The sequence below is a fragment of the Chryseobacterium sp. KLBC 52 genome, assembly GCF_003347605.1.
In the GTDB taxonomy this organism is placed as follows: Bacteria; Bacteroidota; Bacteroidia; order Flavobacteriales; family Weeksellaceae; genus Chryseobacterium.
The window spans coordinates 76,099-93,298 of record NZ_QDFZ01000009.1 but is presented as its reverse complement, the minus strand read 5'-3'; the positions used below and the strand labels follow the sequence as shown (position 1 = coordinate 93,298).

9 protein-coding genes and 1 tRNA gene are annotated in these 17,200 nt (G+C 35.7%); 3 read left to right on the top strand and 7 right to left on the bottom strand.

All coding sequences use genetic code 11. The features are described from left to right. Positions 1-9: 9 nt before the first annotated feature. From DDF69_RS22065 to rbfA, 7 genes are all read right to left on the bottom strand, one after another. Positions 10-183, bottom strand: coding sequence for a bacteriocin-like protein (locus tag DDF69_RS22065; protein ID WP_162800915.1), 174 nt, complete (start codon positions 181-183; stop codon positions 10-12). Positions 184-245: 62 nt separating this feature from the next. Then, complete coding sequence (gene ribD / locus DDF69_RS11550; RefSeq protein ID WP_114820911.1) at positions 246-1,271, bottom strand: bifunctional diaminohydroxyphosphoribosylaminopyrimidine deaminase/5-amino-6-(5-phosphoribosylamino)uracil reductase RibD; 1,026 nt, start codon at positions 1,269-1,271, stop codon at positions 246-248. 63 nt (positions 1,272-1,334) lie between these two features. Beyond that, entirely contained in the window at positions 1,335-3,134 is a 1,800-nt protein-coding gene (locus DDF69_RS11545) for a DUF349 domain-containing protein (RefSeq protein WP_114820910.1), read from the bottom strand. 74 nt (positions 3,135-3,208) lie between these two features. Next, on the bottom strand, positions 3,209-3,946 hold the full coding sequence (locus DDF69_RS11540) for a shikimate dehydrogenase family protein (RefSeq protein WP_114820909.1): 738 nt from the start codon (positions 3,944-3,946) through the stop codon (positions 3,209-3,211). 61 nt (positions 3,947-4,007) lie between these two features. Continuing rightward, complete coding sequence (locus tag DDF69_RS11535) at positions 4,008-5,801, bottom strand: endonuclease (RefSeq protein ID WP_114820908.1); 1,794 nt, start codon at positions 5,799-5,801, stop codon at positions 4,008-4,010. Between the two features lie 79 nt (positions 5,802-5,880). Continuing rightward, a complete protein-coding gene (locus tag DDF69_RS11530; RefSeq protein WP_114820907.1) occupies positions 5,881-7,086 on the bottom strand; it encodes an ABC transporter permease in 1,206 nt (401 codons plus the stop codon). A gap of 3 nt (positions 7,087-7,089) precedes the next feature. After that, a complete protein-coding gene (gene rbfA / locus DDF69_RS11525) occupies positions 7,090-7,449 on the bottom strand; it encodes a 30S ribosome-binding factor RbfA (protein WP_034693455.1) in 360 nt (119 codons plus the stop codon). Between the two features lie 93 nt (positions 7,450-7,542). On the opposite strand from rbfA, the gene mce reads away from it, so the two are divergent. The 3 genes from mce to DDF69_RS11510 all read left to right on the top strand — a co-directional run bounded on the left by mce (position 7,543) and on the right by DDF69_RS11510 (position 17,108). Further along, positions 7,543-7,941 carry a methylmalonyl-CoA epimerase gene (gene mce, locus DDF69_RS11520; RefSeq protein ID WP_114820906.1) on the top strand — a complete coding sequence of 133 codons (399 nt, stop codon included), beginning with the start codon at positions 7,543-7,545 and terminating at the stop codon, positions 7,939-7,941. 62 nt (positions 7,942-8,003) lie between these two features. Next, positions 8,004-8,077 (top strand) — tRNA-Ile (locus tag DDF69_RS11515). 967 nt (positions 8,078-9,044) lie between these two features. Beyond that, complete coding sequence (locus DDF69_RS11510; RefSeq protein ID WP_162800914.1) at positions 9,045-17,108, top strand: non-ribosomal peptide synthetase; 8,064 nt, start codon at positions 9,045-9,047, stop codon at positions 17,106-17,108. Positions 17,109-17,200: the final 92 nt, after the last annotated feature.

Genomic DNA, 17,200 nt, shown 5'->3' with positions numbered 1-17,200 from the left:
CTGCTATTTTTATCCGCAATAATCTAACGGAAGTAAACAGATGTAGTTGGTAGGGCCACAAAAGTCTGTAGGACAGAAATCTCTACATCTTGTAAGGTCTCCATTTGGTAAAGTACAGTTTACAAATGCTCCTCCCTGGATTGCTTTTAAGCCGGTTCTTGATACTTTTTTCAAATTTTTCATGGTAGTTTTAATTTTGTAAAACTAATGTAAAAAAAATATTTCATTTTACAGTGATAAAACTGCTATTTTGCTTTAAAAAATGAAATGGTATTATCTCTGAAATTTTCAATTGTAGAAGGAATTTTGCCAAAATCCGGGGCTTTTGTCCCATTTTCCAATATCAAATTCTCATTTTTAATCACAATGGTTTCGTCCCAAAGATCAGCATTAATAAATTCCTGCAGCGTAAAGCGGCCTCCTTCGATAATCACAGATTGTATTTGTTCTTTATACAATACCTCCACGAGTTCAGCGAGAAAATCAGCCTTGTTGATTTTAATAAATTGAATATGTCCTTCAGAGCCTTCCTTCACAGAATTTAAAACCAATGTTCTTGCTTCATTATTATAAATATTGAAGGCAGCAGGAACTTTTAAATCAAAATCAATCAGAATTCTGACAGGATTTACGCCTTCAGCATTTCTAACGGTAAGACTTGGGTTGTCATTCAAAGCAGTTTGAGTTCCTACTAAAATGGCATGCTCATCTGCTCTTAACTGATGAACAAACTGATTAACCAATGAGTTGGAAATGGCTGTAGGTTTAAAATCTCTATCAAGAAAACCATCACCGGATTCTGCCCATTTTAAAATGATATAAGGTCTTTTCTTTTCGTGATACGTGAAAAACCTTTTGTTAAGTTCAATGCATTCTTTTTCAAGTATTCCTGAAACAGCTTCAATTCCTGCATCCTGAATGATTTTCTTCCCCTTTCCATTCACTTTATCATGGGAATCCATAGCGCCAATCACTACTTTTTTAAAGCCCAGTTCTTTAATCTTTAAAGCACAAGGTGGTGTTTTGCCATAATGTGCGCACGGTTCCAGTGATACATAAATGGTAGATTCCGGAATAAGCTCTTTATTCTTAACGGAATTGATCGCATTGATCTCTGCGTGGTTTTCTCCTGCCTTGTGATGATAGCCTTCACCAATGATCTCTCCGTTGTGTACAATTACACTTCCAACAAGAGGGTTGGGGTAGGTGTTGCCAAGAGCTTTTTGGGCAAGCTCAATACATCTTTTAATATAAAATTCGTCGTTGTTCATAGGTATAAAAATAAAAAGCGAAGACAAATTGCTTTGCTCCGCCTTTATTTATTCTGTTATGTATTATTCTCCGCTGATAATAGTGTGGAGATTTTGTTTTAATGTTTCCAGATGAGCTTTTTTCTCATCAATCGTGTTGTAAGTATCTTTTAACAGAGGGTTTTCTCTGGACGGCTTGTTGAAGAAAGAAAGGTTGTTTTCCAGTTTAACGATTTCTGCTTCAAGATCAGAGATTTGATTTTTGATCTTTCTTGCTTTATCGGTAAGCTGGTTTTCAGATAGACCTTCCTCTTTCAGTTCAAGTTCGTTGATCTTATTTATTTTCAATTTCTCTCTCAATGTTTTGTTGAATTCAGAGTTGATTGAAATTTTATCTCTCGGAACTTTTCCGATATTATTCCATGAAGTTTTGATCTGCTCAATTCTTTCAATGCTTCCTTCTTCGTTGGAAACTTCTTTAAGTTCATCAAGAAGAGCTTTTTTGTTCTTATAGTTTTCCTTCCAGTTGTCTGTGGAAGTGTTGCTTTTCTCTCTGTAATTGTTGAAGAATGCATTACAAGCGTCACGGAATTCATCCCAGATTTTATTGGTCATGCTTTTGGGAACGTGGCCGATTTTTTTCCAGTCTTCCTGAAGTTTTTTGAATAACGGAACAGCAATATCCCATTCTTCGTTGTTCATATTATCCTGTGCCGTCTGGATCAGCTTTAATTTTTCTTCAAGATTCGCTTGCTGAGAACCTTTCAACGATTTATAATAGTTGTTTTTCGTTGTATTGAAACCTCTTAGTGTAGTTTTGAAGTCATTCCAGTTTTGGTTGGAAAGTTTTCTCGGAACACTTCCGGTTTTCAGGAATTCAGAGCGCAGATCTTCCACTCTTTTGATAGCATTCTGCCAATAGTTGTGATTAGGTGCTTCTGATGGTTCAGAGAGTTTCTTGATTTCAGCAATGATTTCATTCTTCTTTTCAAGATTAACGGCCTGCTCTTTTTCAATGGAAGCAGAAAGTTCAGATTTTCTTTCGTGAATTTTGTTTGAAATTTCTTTGAATTCCTCCCATGTTTTTTCACGGAATTCTTCTGCAACAGGCTCAGCTTCTTCTTTCCAAAGTTTGTGAAGGTATTGAAGTTCATTTAAAGCCTTCTGAATCACCGGTTCATTTTCCAGTTCTTTTGCACGGGCAATGATGTGCTCTCTTTTTTCAAGGTTGTGGCTGTATTCCTGCTCCAGAAATTCTTTGTTCAGATCCAGCATCTGATAAAACTGATTCAGGTGGTGGAAATAGTTATTGTTAAGAATTTTGAATTCAGATTTGGCAACCTGTCCGGCCTTCGACCAGTCTTCTTTAATCTCACGGATAGATTTGAAAAGATTGATTCCCGGTTCAGAGCTTGTGTATAGATTTTTAAGTCTTTCAATTATACTTTGACGGTGGTCAAGGTTTTTCTTTTGCTCTTCTTCCTGTCCTTTCTGGAAGTCATCATGTTTTTCTCTGAAAATATTAACCAATGCAGAGTATTTAGCCTGAGAAGGGTGTTCGTAGCTGAAATTTTCAGCTGCATTTCCGGCTTCTATGTATTCATGCTTTTTATCCTCCACTTCATCATGGATATAATGACTTGCTTTTTCCTTCAGCTGATTGAATCTTTTGAAGTTCTCACCAGCGTTGGGAGTGTTGATGATTTTTTCCATTTCCTTTAAAGCATCGGCAAGGGAAATTTCTTCTTCATGTTCATCCAGGTGTTCTGCATCATCTTCATGTTGGTTTGCATCATGAGAAACTGTGTTTTCTGATGGGTCCTGAGATACTTCGTTAGGATTTTTCTTTTCTTCGTTTTCAGAAAGATTGTTTTCTGTAGTCATAGCAAATCTTTTATGTGAGTGGCGTTAATATCCTTTAAATATAGCTTTAAGGCCAATTAAAGTACTAATTTATGTTATTTTTTTTGAAAATTCCAAATTTCCCAAGCTTTTTCTGCTTGCTGTTCAAGCATATAGTATCCATTTACCGTTTTTGCTCCTTTTTCAGAGGCATTGATGATGAATTGAGTATAATTGGGGTTGTAAATCAGATCAATAACCAGATGATCCGAAGAAAGTCCGTCAAAAGGAAAATTCAGACAGTCTTTCACATTCGGGAAAGTGCCTACCGGTGTACATTGAATGATAATTTTATGGTCGGCAACAGTTTCCTGATCAAGATTTTCAAAATTGATTTCTGTACTTCTGGAAATGGTTACAGAAGGAATACTGTGTTTGTCCAATGCATATTTTACGGCCTTGGCAGCCCCTCCGTTTCCTAAGATTAATGCTTTGTCCTGTGACGGTTTCTTGTGTAAAAGAAGCGTCTTTTCAAAACCGAACGCATCTGTATTGTAACCTGTTTTTTTTTCATCCTGAATAAGAACGCAGTTGACGGCACCTATTTTCTCGGCTTCATCACTTAATTCATCCAGATAATCGATTATTTTTTCTTTGTAAGGGATGGTCACATTAAATCCTAACAGGTCGGGAGAAGCAAAAAGATGTTCTACTTCATGAATGTCGTTCAGGTCAAAAATATCATAGGAGAAGTTCTTCAGCATGAGCTTCTGGAACTTATTTTCGAAGAATTTTTTAGAAAAAGAATAGGAAATATTTCTTCCTATCAATCCTAATTTTTTATTGGAATCCATCTATCAAAAATAAAAAAAAGACCGGATAAATCCGGCCTTAGTTTGAAATATTTTTTAATAATTAATCTACGATAAATTTAGTAGAGAAATTATCTGTTTTCAGGACATAAGTTCCTTTAATCATACCTTTAAGATTGATTTTGTTTGAATGTCTGAAAGGATTGGCAATTGTTTCAATTAATTTCCCTGAAAGATCATAGATCTCAGCTTTTGAAATTTTGCTAAGGTTTTCTCCTTTTACAAATAATTCATTATTTCTTACCGGATTAGGGTAGATGGTAACTGCTGATTTGTCTTTTTGATTTTCAGCAGTCGCTAACGTAGTTCCGAAACATGTCCAGCTAAGATCATCCAGAGCAACTCTGTTGGAAGTAGAGGAATTTGTCAGTTTAATCACGGCATTTCCGCTTACATTTATATTGCTGATGGTAGTGGTGGTAACAACATTACTGTAAGGAATAGTTCCTACATTAACATCGTTTACAAGAACATTAAAGTAGCCTGCACTCCCGGAGAATTTCAATTGAGTTGTTAAAGTTAAGCTTTGAACACCACCTGAGAAAGTTGAACTTGTTAAAGTACCATTTTTTATGGTAATAGCTTTATTATTGATAGTTTGGTCAACTCTTGAGTCTGTAGCAGTCCATGAAATTCCGTTGTTGGTCCAGTTTACTGTCAGATATGTATTTACAGGACCGCTGATTGTTTCAAAATTTTCAGTTCCACAGCTTCCTCCTCCTGCGGGTACATCAAGAGTTGTTTCTGTAGCTGTTGTACTTTGTGGAGAAGAGTTTGCGAAAGCATCTTTGGCAATGATGTAGAATGTGTACTGCGTCAATGGTGATAATCCGGAAACAATAGTAGATGTAGTTGTACCTGAAACAGTAGCTTTTAAGGTACCGTTCGCATAAATCTGATACGAGGTTACTCCCACATTGTCTGTAGCCGCTGTCCAGCTTAAAGCAATAGAGTTTGAAGTTGGGTTGCTGGCAACAAGGTTGGTTGCTGCTGTAGGGGCCTGGCTATCAACAACCGGAGCTCCCCAGATCTGGGTAACATATTCAGGGTGATCAATGAAAGGGTTTCTGTTTCCCTGGTAAGTATAAGAAGCATTGTTTCTTGCAATTTCTTCCGGAGATACAGGGTCCATTGCATTCCACGCTAAATATTGGTTAAGTGCCCAAGGCTGCAGTCCAGGAAATGCTGTGTTGCCAAGCATATCACCAGTGGTGAAATTATGAAGTTTATCCTCATATCTTGTTACAAAATAAAGAATCATTCTTGCAATATCTCCTTTGAAAGCGTCGATAGGCTCAAATACAGTCCCTCCGTATCCTGCTGATACAGATGTACCAAGTTTTGATCCGTTTTTAGAGGTGAAAGAAGTGTTGCCAACCGTTCCGAAAGGATAGTTGGATCTCATTCCGTTCACTTTTCCATCGGTAGCTCGGATAAAATGAATATCAGCAACCATAGGAGAAGCACTGTTGAATAAACTTTGAGGAATCACGTGCTCTCTGTTGTAGCAGTCTCCTTCATTAGAATATCCGGCAGATCCGCACTGACTGGTTCCAAGGGTAAAATTATACTGATCCGGTCCATTTGGATTTTCAGAATAAATATCCAGAATAGTTCCGTCATTTTCATAGAAATAATCACGATCAGTGGTAGCATAGCCTGTCCATAAACCACCATAACCGTGGTCTATGTGTCCATCACTGATAATGATTTGAAGAGCTGTTTTAAGAGCTGCACCTGTTAATCCGTTAGCATTTGTATAATATCCTGCCGGAGCCTGTGCCAAAGCGCTTATAAATGTTACGCTTAAAAGAAAAAAAGATAAAATTCGTTTCATTTTTTTAAATTGGGGCGTAAAGGTACGAAAAAATGAAACCGAAGTATATTAACTTAATGTAACGTATAAACTAAATGTATTAGTTTTTAGTAATATATTCTTTACTGATTTTTGAAAAGAACCATGAAATAGTGATTCCAAATAAGGAAGCTGTAAGGGCTACAATAAGATAATTCTTTCCTACAATTTTTACCGGGAATGGCAGAACTTCATTGGCTCTGAAGAATTCTGTGTAAAGCTGGAAGTAGCAAAGTGCTGTTCCAAGAATTAATCCGGTAATCACACCGGAAATCACAATCAGGAGGCCGGTGTAGAAATAGGTCATTCTTAAATGGCTTAAAGGGAAACCCAGTGATATCAATGATTTTGCCTGCTCTTTTTTATCAAGCTGAAGAATAATAATGGCTCCCGCCAAATTAAAGGTGGTAATAAAGATCACCAATGCAAAGATCAGGTAAATAAAAAGTTTTTCAGTATTGATCATCTTCCAGAAAGCGGCATTTTCTTCTTCCTTGGTTTTGATCTCAATATTTTTCCCAAGTGAAGAAAGCAGATTTTGTTTTACGGCATCTGCATTTTCCGGATTTTTCAGTTTAATAACAATCTGATAAGCCGATTTTTTAGGAAGGGTAAGTAATTCTTCTGTAAGTTCAATAGGAGAAATGATATAATTGTCCAGCTGGTCTTTACCCGGGAAAACACCCGTTACCAGAATATCTCTTTTATTATAGATGTCTTCTTCCTTACTGATAATTCCTGTTCCCGGTTTGGGCATGAAAACTGTTGCGTAGTGATTGGAAGAATCTACCGGAATCGAAAGTCTGTTATCCAGACTGTTTTCCATCAATACCTCATTGGAGTATCTGAAACTTGGATACGTTCCGTAGAACACTTCTTTATTAATAGGATTTACTTTGACGTAGGCAGAATCTACACCTCTTAAGTAAGCAATATCACCTTTTCCGTTGAAACTGATATATACTTTTTCTTCAATAACACGGGAGAAACTGCTGATTTCTTTAGTACTGCTTAAAGTTTTACTAACTTTATCCAGATTTTTGATGGTTTTCCCCGAAGTACTTTTTATAGTAAGATCTGCATGAAGATTGGAAATGAGATCTTTGTTCAGGTCTTCAAGCCCCGAAAAAACAGAAATAATGACGAACATTGCAGCCACAGCAACCGTCATGGCACCTACGGCCAGCCACGTAATGAACGTAACGGCAGTACTTCCCTTTTTAGCCAAAAGGTATCTGGATGCTATGTAAAATGCAATATTCTTCAAGATCTATAAAACAGGATTGTCGCCTTCGCCTCTTAATTCTCTTTCCAGTCTTTCAACATCATCAAGAGCGGTATCCAGGTAAAAGTTAAGTTGTGGAATAATACGTACCTGTTTTGCCATTTTCTGGCCAATGAAGTTTCTGTATTGAGGTTTGTTTTCTTCAATCTCCTTCATCACAGCGGTACGGAATTCCTGTGGGAAAATGCTTAAATAAATTTTCGCAATTCCTAAGTCAGCAGTTACTTTTACATCTGAAACAGATACCAATATGCTCTGTTTGCTTTCTGAAGCCTGTTTGCGGAAAAGCTCTGCGAAGTCTTCCTGAATGATCTGTGCTACTTTTCTTTGTCTGTTACTTTCCATAATTTCTGCAAATTTAGTACTTTTGTTTGAATTGATACTTTGAAATTCAACTACAGTATCAAATTTACGATTTAATTATATTGATTAGTATTTATGAAACTAGAACATATTGGTATTGCCGTAAAGTCTTTAGGGGTTTCTGATGAACTTTTTACCAAATTATTAGGAAAAGAATCCTATAAGAAAGAAACAGTGGAAAGGGAAGGGGTAGTAACTTCTTTCTATGCAACAGGGGAAAGTAAAATTGAGCTTTTAGAAGCCAGTAATCCTGAAAGTGCGATCTCTAAATTTATTGATAAAAAGGGAGAAGGCATCCATCATCTGGCATTTGGCGTTGACAATATCTTTGAGGAAGTAAAAAGATTAAAAAAAGAAGGATTTCAGTTTATCTCCGAAGAACCGAAAGAAGGTGCTGATAACAAATTAGTTGTATTCCTTCATCCCAAGTCTACCAACGGAGTGCTGGTAGAACTTTGCCAAGAAAAGCAATAAAAAATTTTGTAGTGAAAGAAATTTTACTATTTTTGCAAACACAAAATTTAACCAAGTTTTGAGGTCCTATAGCTCAGTTGGTTAGAGCACCTGACTCATAATCAGGTGGTCCCTGGTTCGAGCCCAGGTGGGACCACAGAAAATAAACCACTTATGTAATTTTTACTAAGTGGTTTTTTTATTCAGGTACAGCATATGTACAATAATTTTAATAATTCCGATTTATCTTTCATTGGCTTTCCTGTTTTAACTTTTGCTTATTTTTGAATATGGAAAGTAATAAAATCCCCTTTACGATACTTTGAAGATTTAACTATCTGCCTGTATTTCTGTGGAAGGTAGTATAAGGAGCCTACTTTCTTTAAACAGCTTGAAATCATGTTGAACCCTTATCTACCGTGAATACAAATGATTTTTCGACTCTGTTCTTCCACCACCATCTGGCTTTTGGGTATGATGCTTCTTTTTTCCTGAATAATATTTTCGTTGTTTTTTAAAACGTTTCACAGGGCGCTTTCCTCCAAAGGAAGTTCTTAAAAAAGTTGATTACCAGAAATCTAAATTCAGGAGTTAAAGAAATCTATCATTTTGCTAAAAGTTTGCTACAGAATATCAATCCATAGAAAGTGCAATTAACCTGTTTTGTGGTAAAGGTCCAGTGGAAGGCTTTGTAAATAAACTTAAAACAATCAAAACACAAATTTATGACAGAGCAGTTTTGAAATATTGAGAAAAAGAATTACACTAAATTTTCAATACTTTTTTTAAAAATGAAAAATCCACTTCTAAATTATAAATAATTGATTATTATGTATTTAAATGGGTGTTTTTGATTTCAATTTATAGATAAGCAATGTGTTGTGAAAATTAACTAAGTGTTGGAAATTTTACTTAACCCCCAATAATGAGAAATAACATGAATCAAGGTTATATTATATTGAGGAAAGTATTTTAAACAACTATAATACAATATGTTATATTGATTTTGAATCACGTATTAATACAACACCATGTGAATTAATTAAATATTTTAGATGCAATTTGATTTTTTTTGTATAGTTTAGTGCCCTAACAAACCATGAATCTCAATAATGAAAAATACCATGAAAAACTTAATTGAATTATCAGACAGGCATGAGTTAAAAAGAGGAAGGCATGCTGCAATAGTATATGGTGATAATGAATTAACCTACAATGATCTGATAAGAGAATCCATTCAACTATCAAACTATCTACAAACAGAAAAAAAAATATCGGCAGGTGACAAAGTCATTGTAAAGATGATACGTTCTGAAAAATTAATTATTACCATATTTGGATTACTTCGTATTGGAGCTGTATTTGTTCCTGTAGATGAAGATTCACCTGTTGATCATATTTCTCATATATTTCAGGATTGCCTTGCAAAACTTTTGATAGACAATACTGTTTTTGAAGAATTTAGTGCTTTACGTAATAATTACAGCGATCTGGAAGTAAGTCAGCCAGTAACCGTAAATCCTGAAAATGAAGCATATATTATCTATACTAGCGGTTCTACCGGAGCACCAAAAGGAGTGATACTTTCCCATGATGGATTAATGAACCAGTGCCAATCCAAGATTGAACAACTTTGTCTTACAGAAGAAGATGTCTTACTACACACTTCAAAAATGAATTATGTAGGAGGAACATGGCAATTATGGGTGCCATTAATTTTAGGCGCTACATTGGTAATTCCAAAATCGGAAGAAGTAATGGATATTGATCGTCTTTTTGATTTGGCAAACACTTATGGTATTGATACAATAGAACTTGTACCCTCTCAGTTAAAAGAATATGTATTTTTCAGAGAGGTAAGAAATTTTGACAACATCAAAACACTTATACTTACTGGAGAAAGAATTCCTTTGAATTTGATTAAAGAAATATACAGAAGAAACCCTTCTGTAGAGATTTGGAATGGTTACGGACAGACAGAGTCTTCAAATGACACATTCACCTATAAATTGTCTAAAGATCGCTTTGAAGAAGAGGTTGATGTGATTGGTAAACCTATTATCAATACGAATGTTTATCTTCTTGATGAGTTTGGATGCTTAGCTAGGGAATGGGAATCCGGCCAGATTTGTACTAGTGGAAAAGGAACTTCGTATGGGTATATCAATAACGAAGAGTTGACCTCAAAATGCTTTATTGATAATCCATTTGAAGTTGGGAAGAAATTATATAAGACGGGAGATTACGGAAGATGGAATGAAAATGGAGACATGGTATTCTTAGGAAGAGTAGATGACCAGGTGAAAGTCAGGGGAAACAGAGTGGAGCTGGGTGAAATTCAACAACATGCTCTGAACTTTCAAGGAGTTGTTGACGCTATTGCCATATTTGATAAGGACAGCGAATTTATAACCTTATATTATACAGCAGACCAGGTTTTCGAAACCAACGAATTAAGAGATTATTTAAAATCCAAATTACAGCGTTTCATGCTCCCACAGCATGTGATTCTTTTAGAAAAATTTGAATTATTAGCGAATGGAAAAATAAACAAGAAGCATCTGCCGAAAATAAACCATCAGGACCTTGTCTATAATGTGGAATATGTGGCTCCGAAAACCGAAGTTCAACAAACCGTTTTGGAACTGTTTGCTGATTTACTGAATGTTTCAGTAAATGATATAGGACTAAAGCATAACTTCTTTGATCTTGGCGGGCACAGTATTTTGGTCACCCGTCTTCTGAATCAATTGAATACCAGATATTCAGGCCAGTTAAAGATTTCTGATATTTTTGAAAATCCTGCTGCCGGAGAGGTTGCAGATTTGATTGAAAAGAATACTACTGCAGATGGAGTCAGAGCTGCCTCTATAAAAAAAATACAAGTTCAGGATCATTATCCGCTTTCTTATGCCCAGAGAAGAATCTGGCTTTTATCTCAATTTGAAAAAGATTCAATTGCCTATAATATGCCAATGGGAGTTGAGTTGAAAGGAAATATTGAAGAATCCGTGTTGCGAAGCGCCATTGCACAATTGATGGATAGACATGAGAGTTTCAGAACATGCTTTCAAATGGTTGACGGAGAACCAAGACAAAAAATACTTACAGAATATAGTGTAGAGCTCACCATTCAGGACCTATCCCAGCACGCTGATAAATACCATAATGCAAAGAGCTTATATGCTGCATTTGCCGAAGAAAGATTTAATCTGGAAGAAGGACCTGTTGCAAAATTTTTACTTATTAAACTAAGTCAGAATCAATCACTTTTATGTATTAATCAACACCATATTATCAGTGACGGATGGTCTGAGGGCGTTCTGATAAATGAATTATTTGAACTTTATGAAACGATAAGTAATGGTGCTGATTACTCTTTGCTCAAAAATGAATTCAATTATATAGATTATACCTACTGGCATAATCAGCTGATTGAAGATCGATTTTTTGATGGCGATAAAGAATATTGGCTGAATAAGCTGGCTGATAAGCCAACGGGAATAGATTTTCCGCTGGATTACCAGAGGCAACCTGTTCAGACATTCAACGGAGCTTCCGTTAGCTTCTTACTAGATAAAGATCAGCTCGCACAATTAAATACGGTATGTGAGGATAATAATATGACGATAAATATGCATTTCCTGTCAACTTTAGGTATACTTATGTATACTTATTCAGGTGAGAAAGACATCATTATCGGTTCTCCTATTGCTGGAAGAAATGATCAGCAGCTGAATAATTTAATAGGATTTTTTGTCAATACCGTTGTATATCGTTTTGGAATTGATCCACATCAGAAACTAGACGAACTTTATTCATCCGTTAAAAAAGAAGCCTTGGATGTTTATGACCATCAGGATTTTCCTTTTGACTTACTGATTGAAGAACTGAACATGGATAGGGATTTGGCCAACTCTCCTTTATTTAATGTAATGCTGGCCTATGACAATACAAGAGTGCTTTATCAAAAAAAAGGCGGAATAGAAATTCAGCCCCTTCCTCTTGACTTTGCAGAAGAGGTTAATATCAGCAAATTTGATCTGATTTTCTTTATTGATGATTTCAAGGATGAAATAAAAGTGACTATTGAGTACAATAAAGATCTATTCAATAGAAAAACGATTGAAAGGCTTGCCTGTAATTATAAAAATATCATCAGTGAATCCCTCAACGGAAATGATCAGAGGATAAAGAACCTTCAGATTCTTGGTGAAGAAGAAAAAGAAACTCTTTTACATCAATTCAATAAAGCAAGAAATACCAATGATATTGAGTTTATTAATGAACTATTTGAGAAGCAGGTTGCAAAAACTCCCAATAATTATGCTGTAACTTTCGAAAATAAAAAACTCACCTACCTGCAGCTGAATGAATATATTAATCAATATGCGAATTTCCTGATACAGGAACATGATATTAAAGAAAACAGTATTGTAGGAATCTGTCTGGATCGCTCCTTTGAAATGATCATTGCCATATGGGCAACGGTAAAAGCAGGAGCTGCCTATCTTGCCATAGACCCGTCTTATCCTCAGGACAGAATAGAACATATGGTGCATGACAGTAAAGGATCAATTATTCTTACGACTGAAGATAAGCGGGAACTGCTTAATTTCTTCGATGGTTCCATCATTTCTATAGATACCATTAATTTTGATCAGTATTCAACAGAAAATATTTCAAGAACTGTTAAAGCTTCTTCACCGCTTTACATCATTTATACTTCTGGATCTACCGGAATGCCAAACGGTGCCGTTTTATCTCACGGATCTCTGGCCAATCTGGTACAATGGCATAAAGAGGGCGCCAAGATAGACGGAAGCCTGAAATGTCTGCAGTTTACTTCTATTAACTTCTGTGTATCTTTTCAGGAAATAGTTACTACCCTTTGCTATGGAGGAGAATTGTTCCTGATTGGAGAAATAGAGCGTCAGGATATTCAATATATGACAAACTTCCTAAGTGAAAATAAAATACAGAATTTGTATCTGCCGTTCACTTATTTGAACTTTTTGTTTAGTCATTTCAACGAATTTCCGGACAATTTTAAAAGCTCTCTTAAAAATATAGTGACTGCAGGCGAGCAGCTTAAAATTTCTCAGGGGCTGAAAGAGTTTTTACGAAGAGAACCCGGAGTTATGCTTCATAACCATTACGGTTCTTCGGAGCAGCATGTTGTTACGTCCCAGTGTATCGACTTTCAGTCTATTGATGAATCATGTGTTCCTTCTGTGGGAACACCCATAAAAAATACACAGATTTTCATCCTGGATGAAACTCTGAGACCTTGCCCGATAGGTGCGTGGGGAGAAATTTGTGTGGATGGAAGTCATGGTTTTTCAGGTTACTTCAACAATGAAGAATTGACTGCATCAAAATATGGTGAAATCGAGGTAATGGGTGAAAAAAGAATACTTTACCGTACGGGAGATATTGGGAAATATCGTGAAAATGGAGAAATTGAACTGAAAGGGCGAAAAGATTTTCAGGTAAAAATCAGAGGTTTTAGAGTTGAGTTGGGAGAAATTGAAAATAAATTTCTGGATATTTCCGGTGTTGAAAACTGCGTAGTTCTTGCCAAAAGTGATCAGTATGATCAGAAATATCTCGTGGCATATGTGGTGATCAAAAATGTAACTTCTGAAGAACTGTATCGCATCGTTTCTGAAAAACTTCCTAAATACATGATCCCACACATTGTTGTCATTGAAGAACTTCCGCTGCGGCCAAACGGAAAAGTAAATCAGGATCTTTTACCGGAACCTGATCTTCAGTCCAATGCTTCAAAATACATTTCACCTTCTACAAACACTGAGAAAAAGCTTGCAGCCATCTGGCAGGAAATACTTGGTATAGAAAGAGTAGGAATAAAAGATAATTTCTTTGAAATCGGTGGTGACTCCCTGAAAGCAGTCCGAATTGTATCCTTAATTTCAAAACAGTTAAACGTTAAGCTTGATTTGATTCATATGTTCAAATCTGCTACAATTGTTGAAATTGCCAGAATAATGGATTCTTTGACCCATCATTCGGACTCTGAAATTCCTGCTATTATTCGCCAGAAGAGCTATCCGTTAAACTCTACTCAAAGAAGAATTTGGATTATGAGCCAGCTGGAAGATGGAAATATTTCCAATAATATTGTCAATTTATTCTTCTTTTCGGGGAACCTTGATGTCAGCTGTTTTACAGATGCGCTGTTGAAAGTAATTGAAAATAATGAATCTCTCAGAACAGTATTCCGTAAAGCCGAATCATCAGACGTTAGACAGGAAATCATGGAAGGTTTTGCTTTACATGAAGTACTTGAGATTGATAATATAAATAATACTGAAAATTCAGAATTACTGATAAAAAAAATTACTGCGGAAGTCTCAAATCATTTGTTTGATCTTGAAAACGGCCCCTTGTTCAGAATCAATCTTATCCAGACAGGAGATGCTCACTGGCAGTTGATTCTGAATATGCATCATATTATTTCTGATGCCTGGTCCATAGCAAACTTTGTAAATGAAATTAACACTGTATATAACCACATTCAGACAGGAACTCCAGAGGATATTCAAGCTAAATCTATTCAATATGTAGATTTTATTGCATGGCAGAAAAACGAAATGAAGAATGAAGAATATGAGGAACAAAAAAAATACTGGAAAGAAAAGTTTGCTGCTGAAATACCGGTTCTTGACCTTCCAACAGATTTTGCGAGACCTAAGGTAAAATCATTTAAAGGTGATGAGTATAGAAAAGTTATTGATGCAAAAGTGCTGAAAAAACTGAAAGAATTTCTCCTTAATAAAGAAGCCACTTTATACATGGGACTGGTTGCTGCGGTTCAGTCTCTATTATACAAGTATACAGGCCAGGAAGAGATTATCATAGGCACACCGGTTGCAGGAAGAAAGCATGCCGACCTTGAGGACCAGATAGGTTTGTTCTTAAATATGATTGCTCTGAAGCTATCAGTTACACCTAACAGTAGCTTTGATGAAATAGTTAATGCTGTAAAAGAAGAAGCGATAGAATCATTTAAAAATGATAAAGTTCCAATAGAATATGTGATTGAGAATCTTGGCATAAAGCGAGATCCAAGCAGGTCTCCACTGTTCGGAATTATGGTTGTTCTTCAAAATACCGGGTATTCAGAGTTATTTGCAGATAAAAATGAACAGTTTATATTGGGAACAAGTCTTCCAATAAAAGCGACGAAATACGATCTGACGTTCGACTTTGTTGAAACAAATGAAGGGCTGTCATTGAACATAGAATATAACAGTGATTTATTTCTCCCTGGTACAATTGAACGTCTTGCTGATAATTTTGAGTTTTTGATAAGTTCTTTAATGCACAATCCTGATGGAGAAATCAGATATGCAGATTATGTAAGTCCGTCTGAAAAATCATTGATAGAATCATTTAATCCTGTAGAAGTTACAATTGAGAAAATATCACCAATCACTAAGTTCCATAATATAGCACTCAGCCACCCTGATCAAACAGCATTGGAATTTGAAGGAAAGACTTTTACTTACAAAAAGCTGTCAGAATGCTCAAATCAATTTGCGAACTTCCTGAAAACAGAATATAATATTAATAAGAATGATGGGGTTTGTATTCGTCTGGAAAGAAATGAATATATGATGTTTGCTATGATCGCTATCCTTTCAGTTGGGGCTCATTATATTCCTGTTCATCCTTTTGAAACCGAAGAAAGACTGGCGTACGTAGCGGAAGACTGTAAGTTCAAAGTGATCATCGATGAAAAAGTAATTGGGAAATTTGTATCACAGCAGCCATCATATGCTGTTTCACTCGAGCATGAGAATATAGACCTTTCTTCACTGGCTTATGTTATGTACACTTCCGGATCAACAGGAGTACCGAAAGGAGTTCGAATCAGCCATGATAATCTGGCCAATTTCTGCGAAGCAATGAATCCTATTTTCTATGAAGAAAACGGAAGTTTTCTGGCTATCACCAATATTACTTTTGATATCTCATTCTTAGAATTGATATGGCCTTTAACAAGAGGGTACAGAGTTCTTCTGAAGGATATAAAAACCATCCTGAATGAAGATACTGCCGATCTTATTTCATCTGGTTTTGAAAACTATTTTCAATCATTAGGAAATGTATTTATTCAGAGTACTCCGTCATTGTTGGAACTTATGCTTCCAAAACTGGAAGAATACAAGAGTGCAGGTATGCTTTTCAGAAAAATTCTTTTAGGTGGAGAATTGGTAACCAGATCTGTCATTCAGAAAGTACAGACAATATTTGAAAATAATATTGAAATGTACAATATGTATGGTCCTACTGAAACCACAATATGGTCTACGTTCTCTCATATACATAAAGAAGACGAAAAGATTACTATTGGTAAGCCTGTTCTCAACACAGAAATATATATCACAGATGAAGATGGTTATATAAAACCTATTGGAGTAGCCGGTGAAATTTGTATTGCAGGAAAAGGTGTTTCTAAAGGATATCTCAACAGAGAAAATCTGACGAACGAACGATTTGTACAAAGAGAATATGCAGCAGATAAAAAAATATATCTGACAGGAGATATAGGTAAATGGACAGACGACGGACAGATTTTATTTATAGGAAGAAAAGATAACCAGATTAAACTGAATGGCCAGCGTATTGAGCTTGGGGAAATTGAAAATGCAGTCACTGCAATGCCAGGTATAGATGCTGCCGTAGCCGTTCTTAAAGAAAATAATGAAAAAGGCATTTATGTATTTTTTGTAGCCCAAAAAGAAATTTCAATAAAGGATCTTCGTAGCTTCTTAAGTAAAAAACTTCCTCCCTATATGATTCCTAGCGGATTCAGACAAATGGAAACCTTTCCGCTTAACAATAGTGGAAAAGCAGACAGAAAAGCTTTGCTAAATATTGATATTGAAAAATCTGAGGCAGTATTAAATCACGAAGAACCTATAAATGAGCAGAAACTTAAAATCCTTGAAATATGGAGCGAACTGCTCGGAAGAAATATTTTAGATCAGGAAGGGAGTTTCTTCGAACTAGGAGGTTCCAGCTTACACCTTATCAAACTTCAATCCAGGCTCATAGAAAACTTTAATGTCCGCTTAAGCTTTGCCGATCTTTTTGAAAATAATACCGTGAAAGAACTTTCTGATTTGATCTATAGAAAAACCTCCGTGAATGTATAGAAATTAATGAAGAAACAGAGAATACACTTTCAAAAAATAAAATAATTAAATACAGGGCTCTTTTAAACCAAACAAAACGTTTGTATAAAAAA

Bases quoted from the DNA above. Each gene is read 5' to 3' on its own strand.
- rbfA (WP_034693455.1), bottom strand. From the start codon at position 7,449: ATGGAAAGTAACAGACAAAGAAAAGTAGCACAGATCATTCAGGAAGAC.
- DDF69_RS11545 (WP_114820910.1), bottom strand. From the start codon at position 3,134: ATGACTACAGAAAACAATCTTTCTGAAAACGAAGAAAAGAAAAATCCT.
- DDF69_RS22065 (WP_162800915.1), bottom strand. From the start codon at position 183: ATGAAAAATTTGAAAAAAGTATCAAGAACCGGCTTAAAAGCAATCCAG.
- DDF69_RS11535 (WP_114820908.1), bottom strand. From the start codon at position 5,801: ATGAAACGAATTTTATCTTTTTTTCTTTTAAGCGTAACATTTATAAGC.
- mce (WP_114820906.1), top strand. From the start codon at position 7,543: ATGAAACTAGAACATATTGGTATTGCCGTAAAGTCTTTAGGGGTTTCT.
- DDF69_RS11540 (WP_114820909.1), bottom strand. From the start codon at position 3,946: ATGGATTCCAATAAAAAATTAGGATTGATAGGAAGAAATATTTCCTAT.
- DDF69_RS11510 (WP_162800914.1), top strand. From the start codon at position 9,045: ATGAAAAACTTAATTGAATTATCAGACAGGCATGAGTTAAAAAGAGGA.
- ribD (WP_114820911.1), bottom strand. From the start codon at position 1,271: ATGAACAACGACGAATTTTATATTAAAAGATGTATTGAGCTTGCCCAA.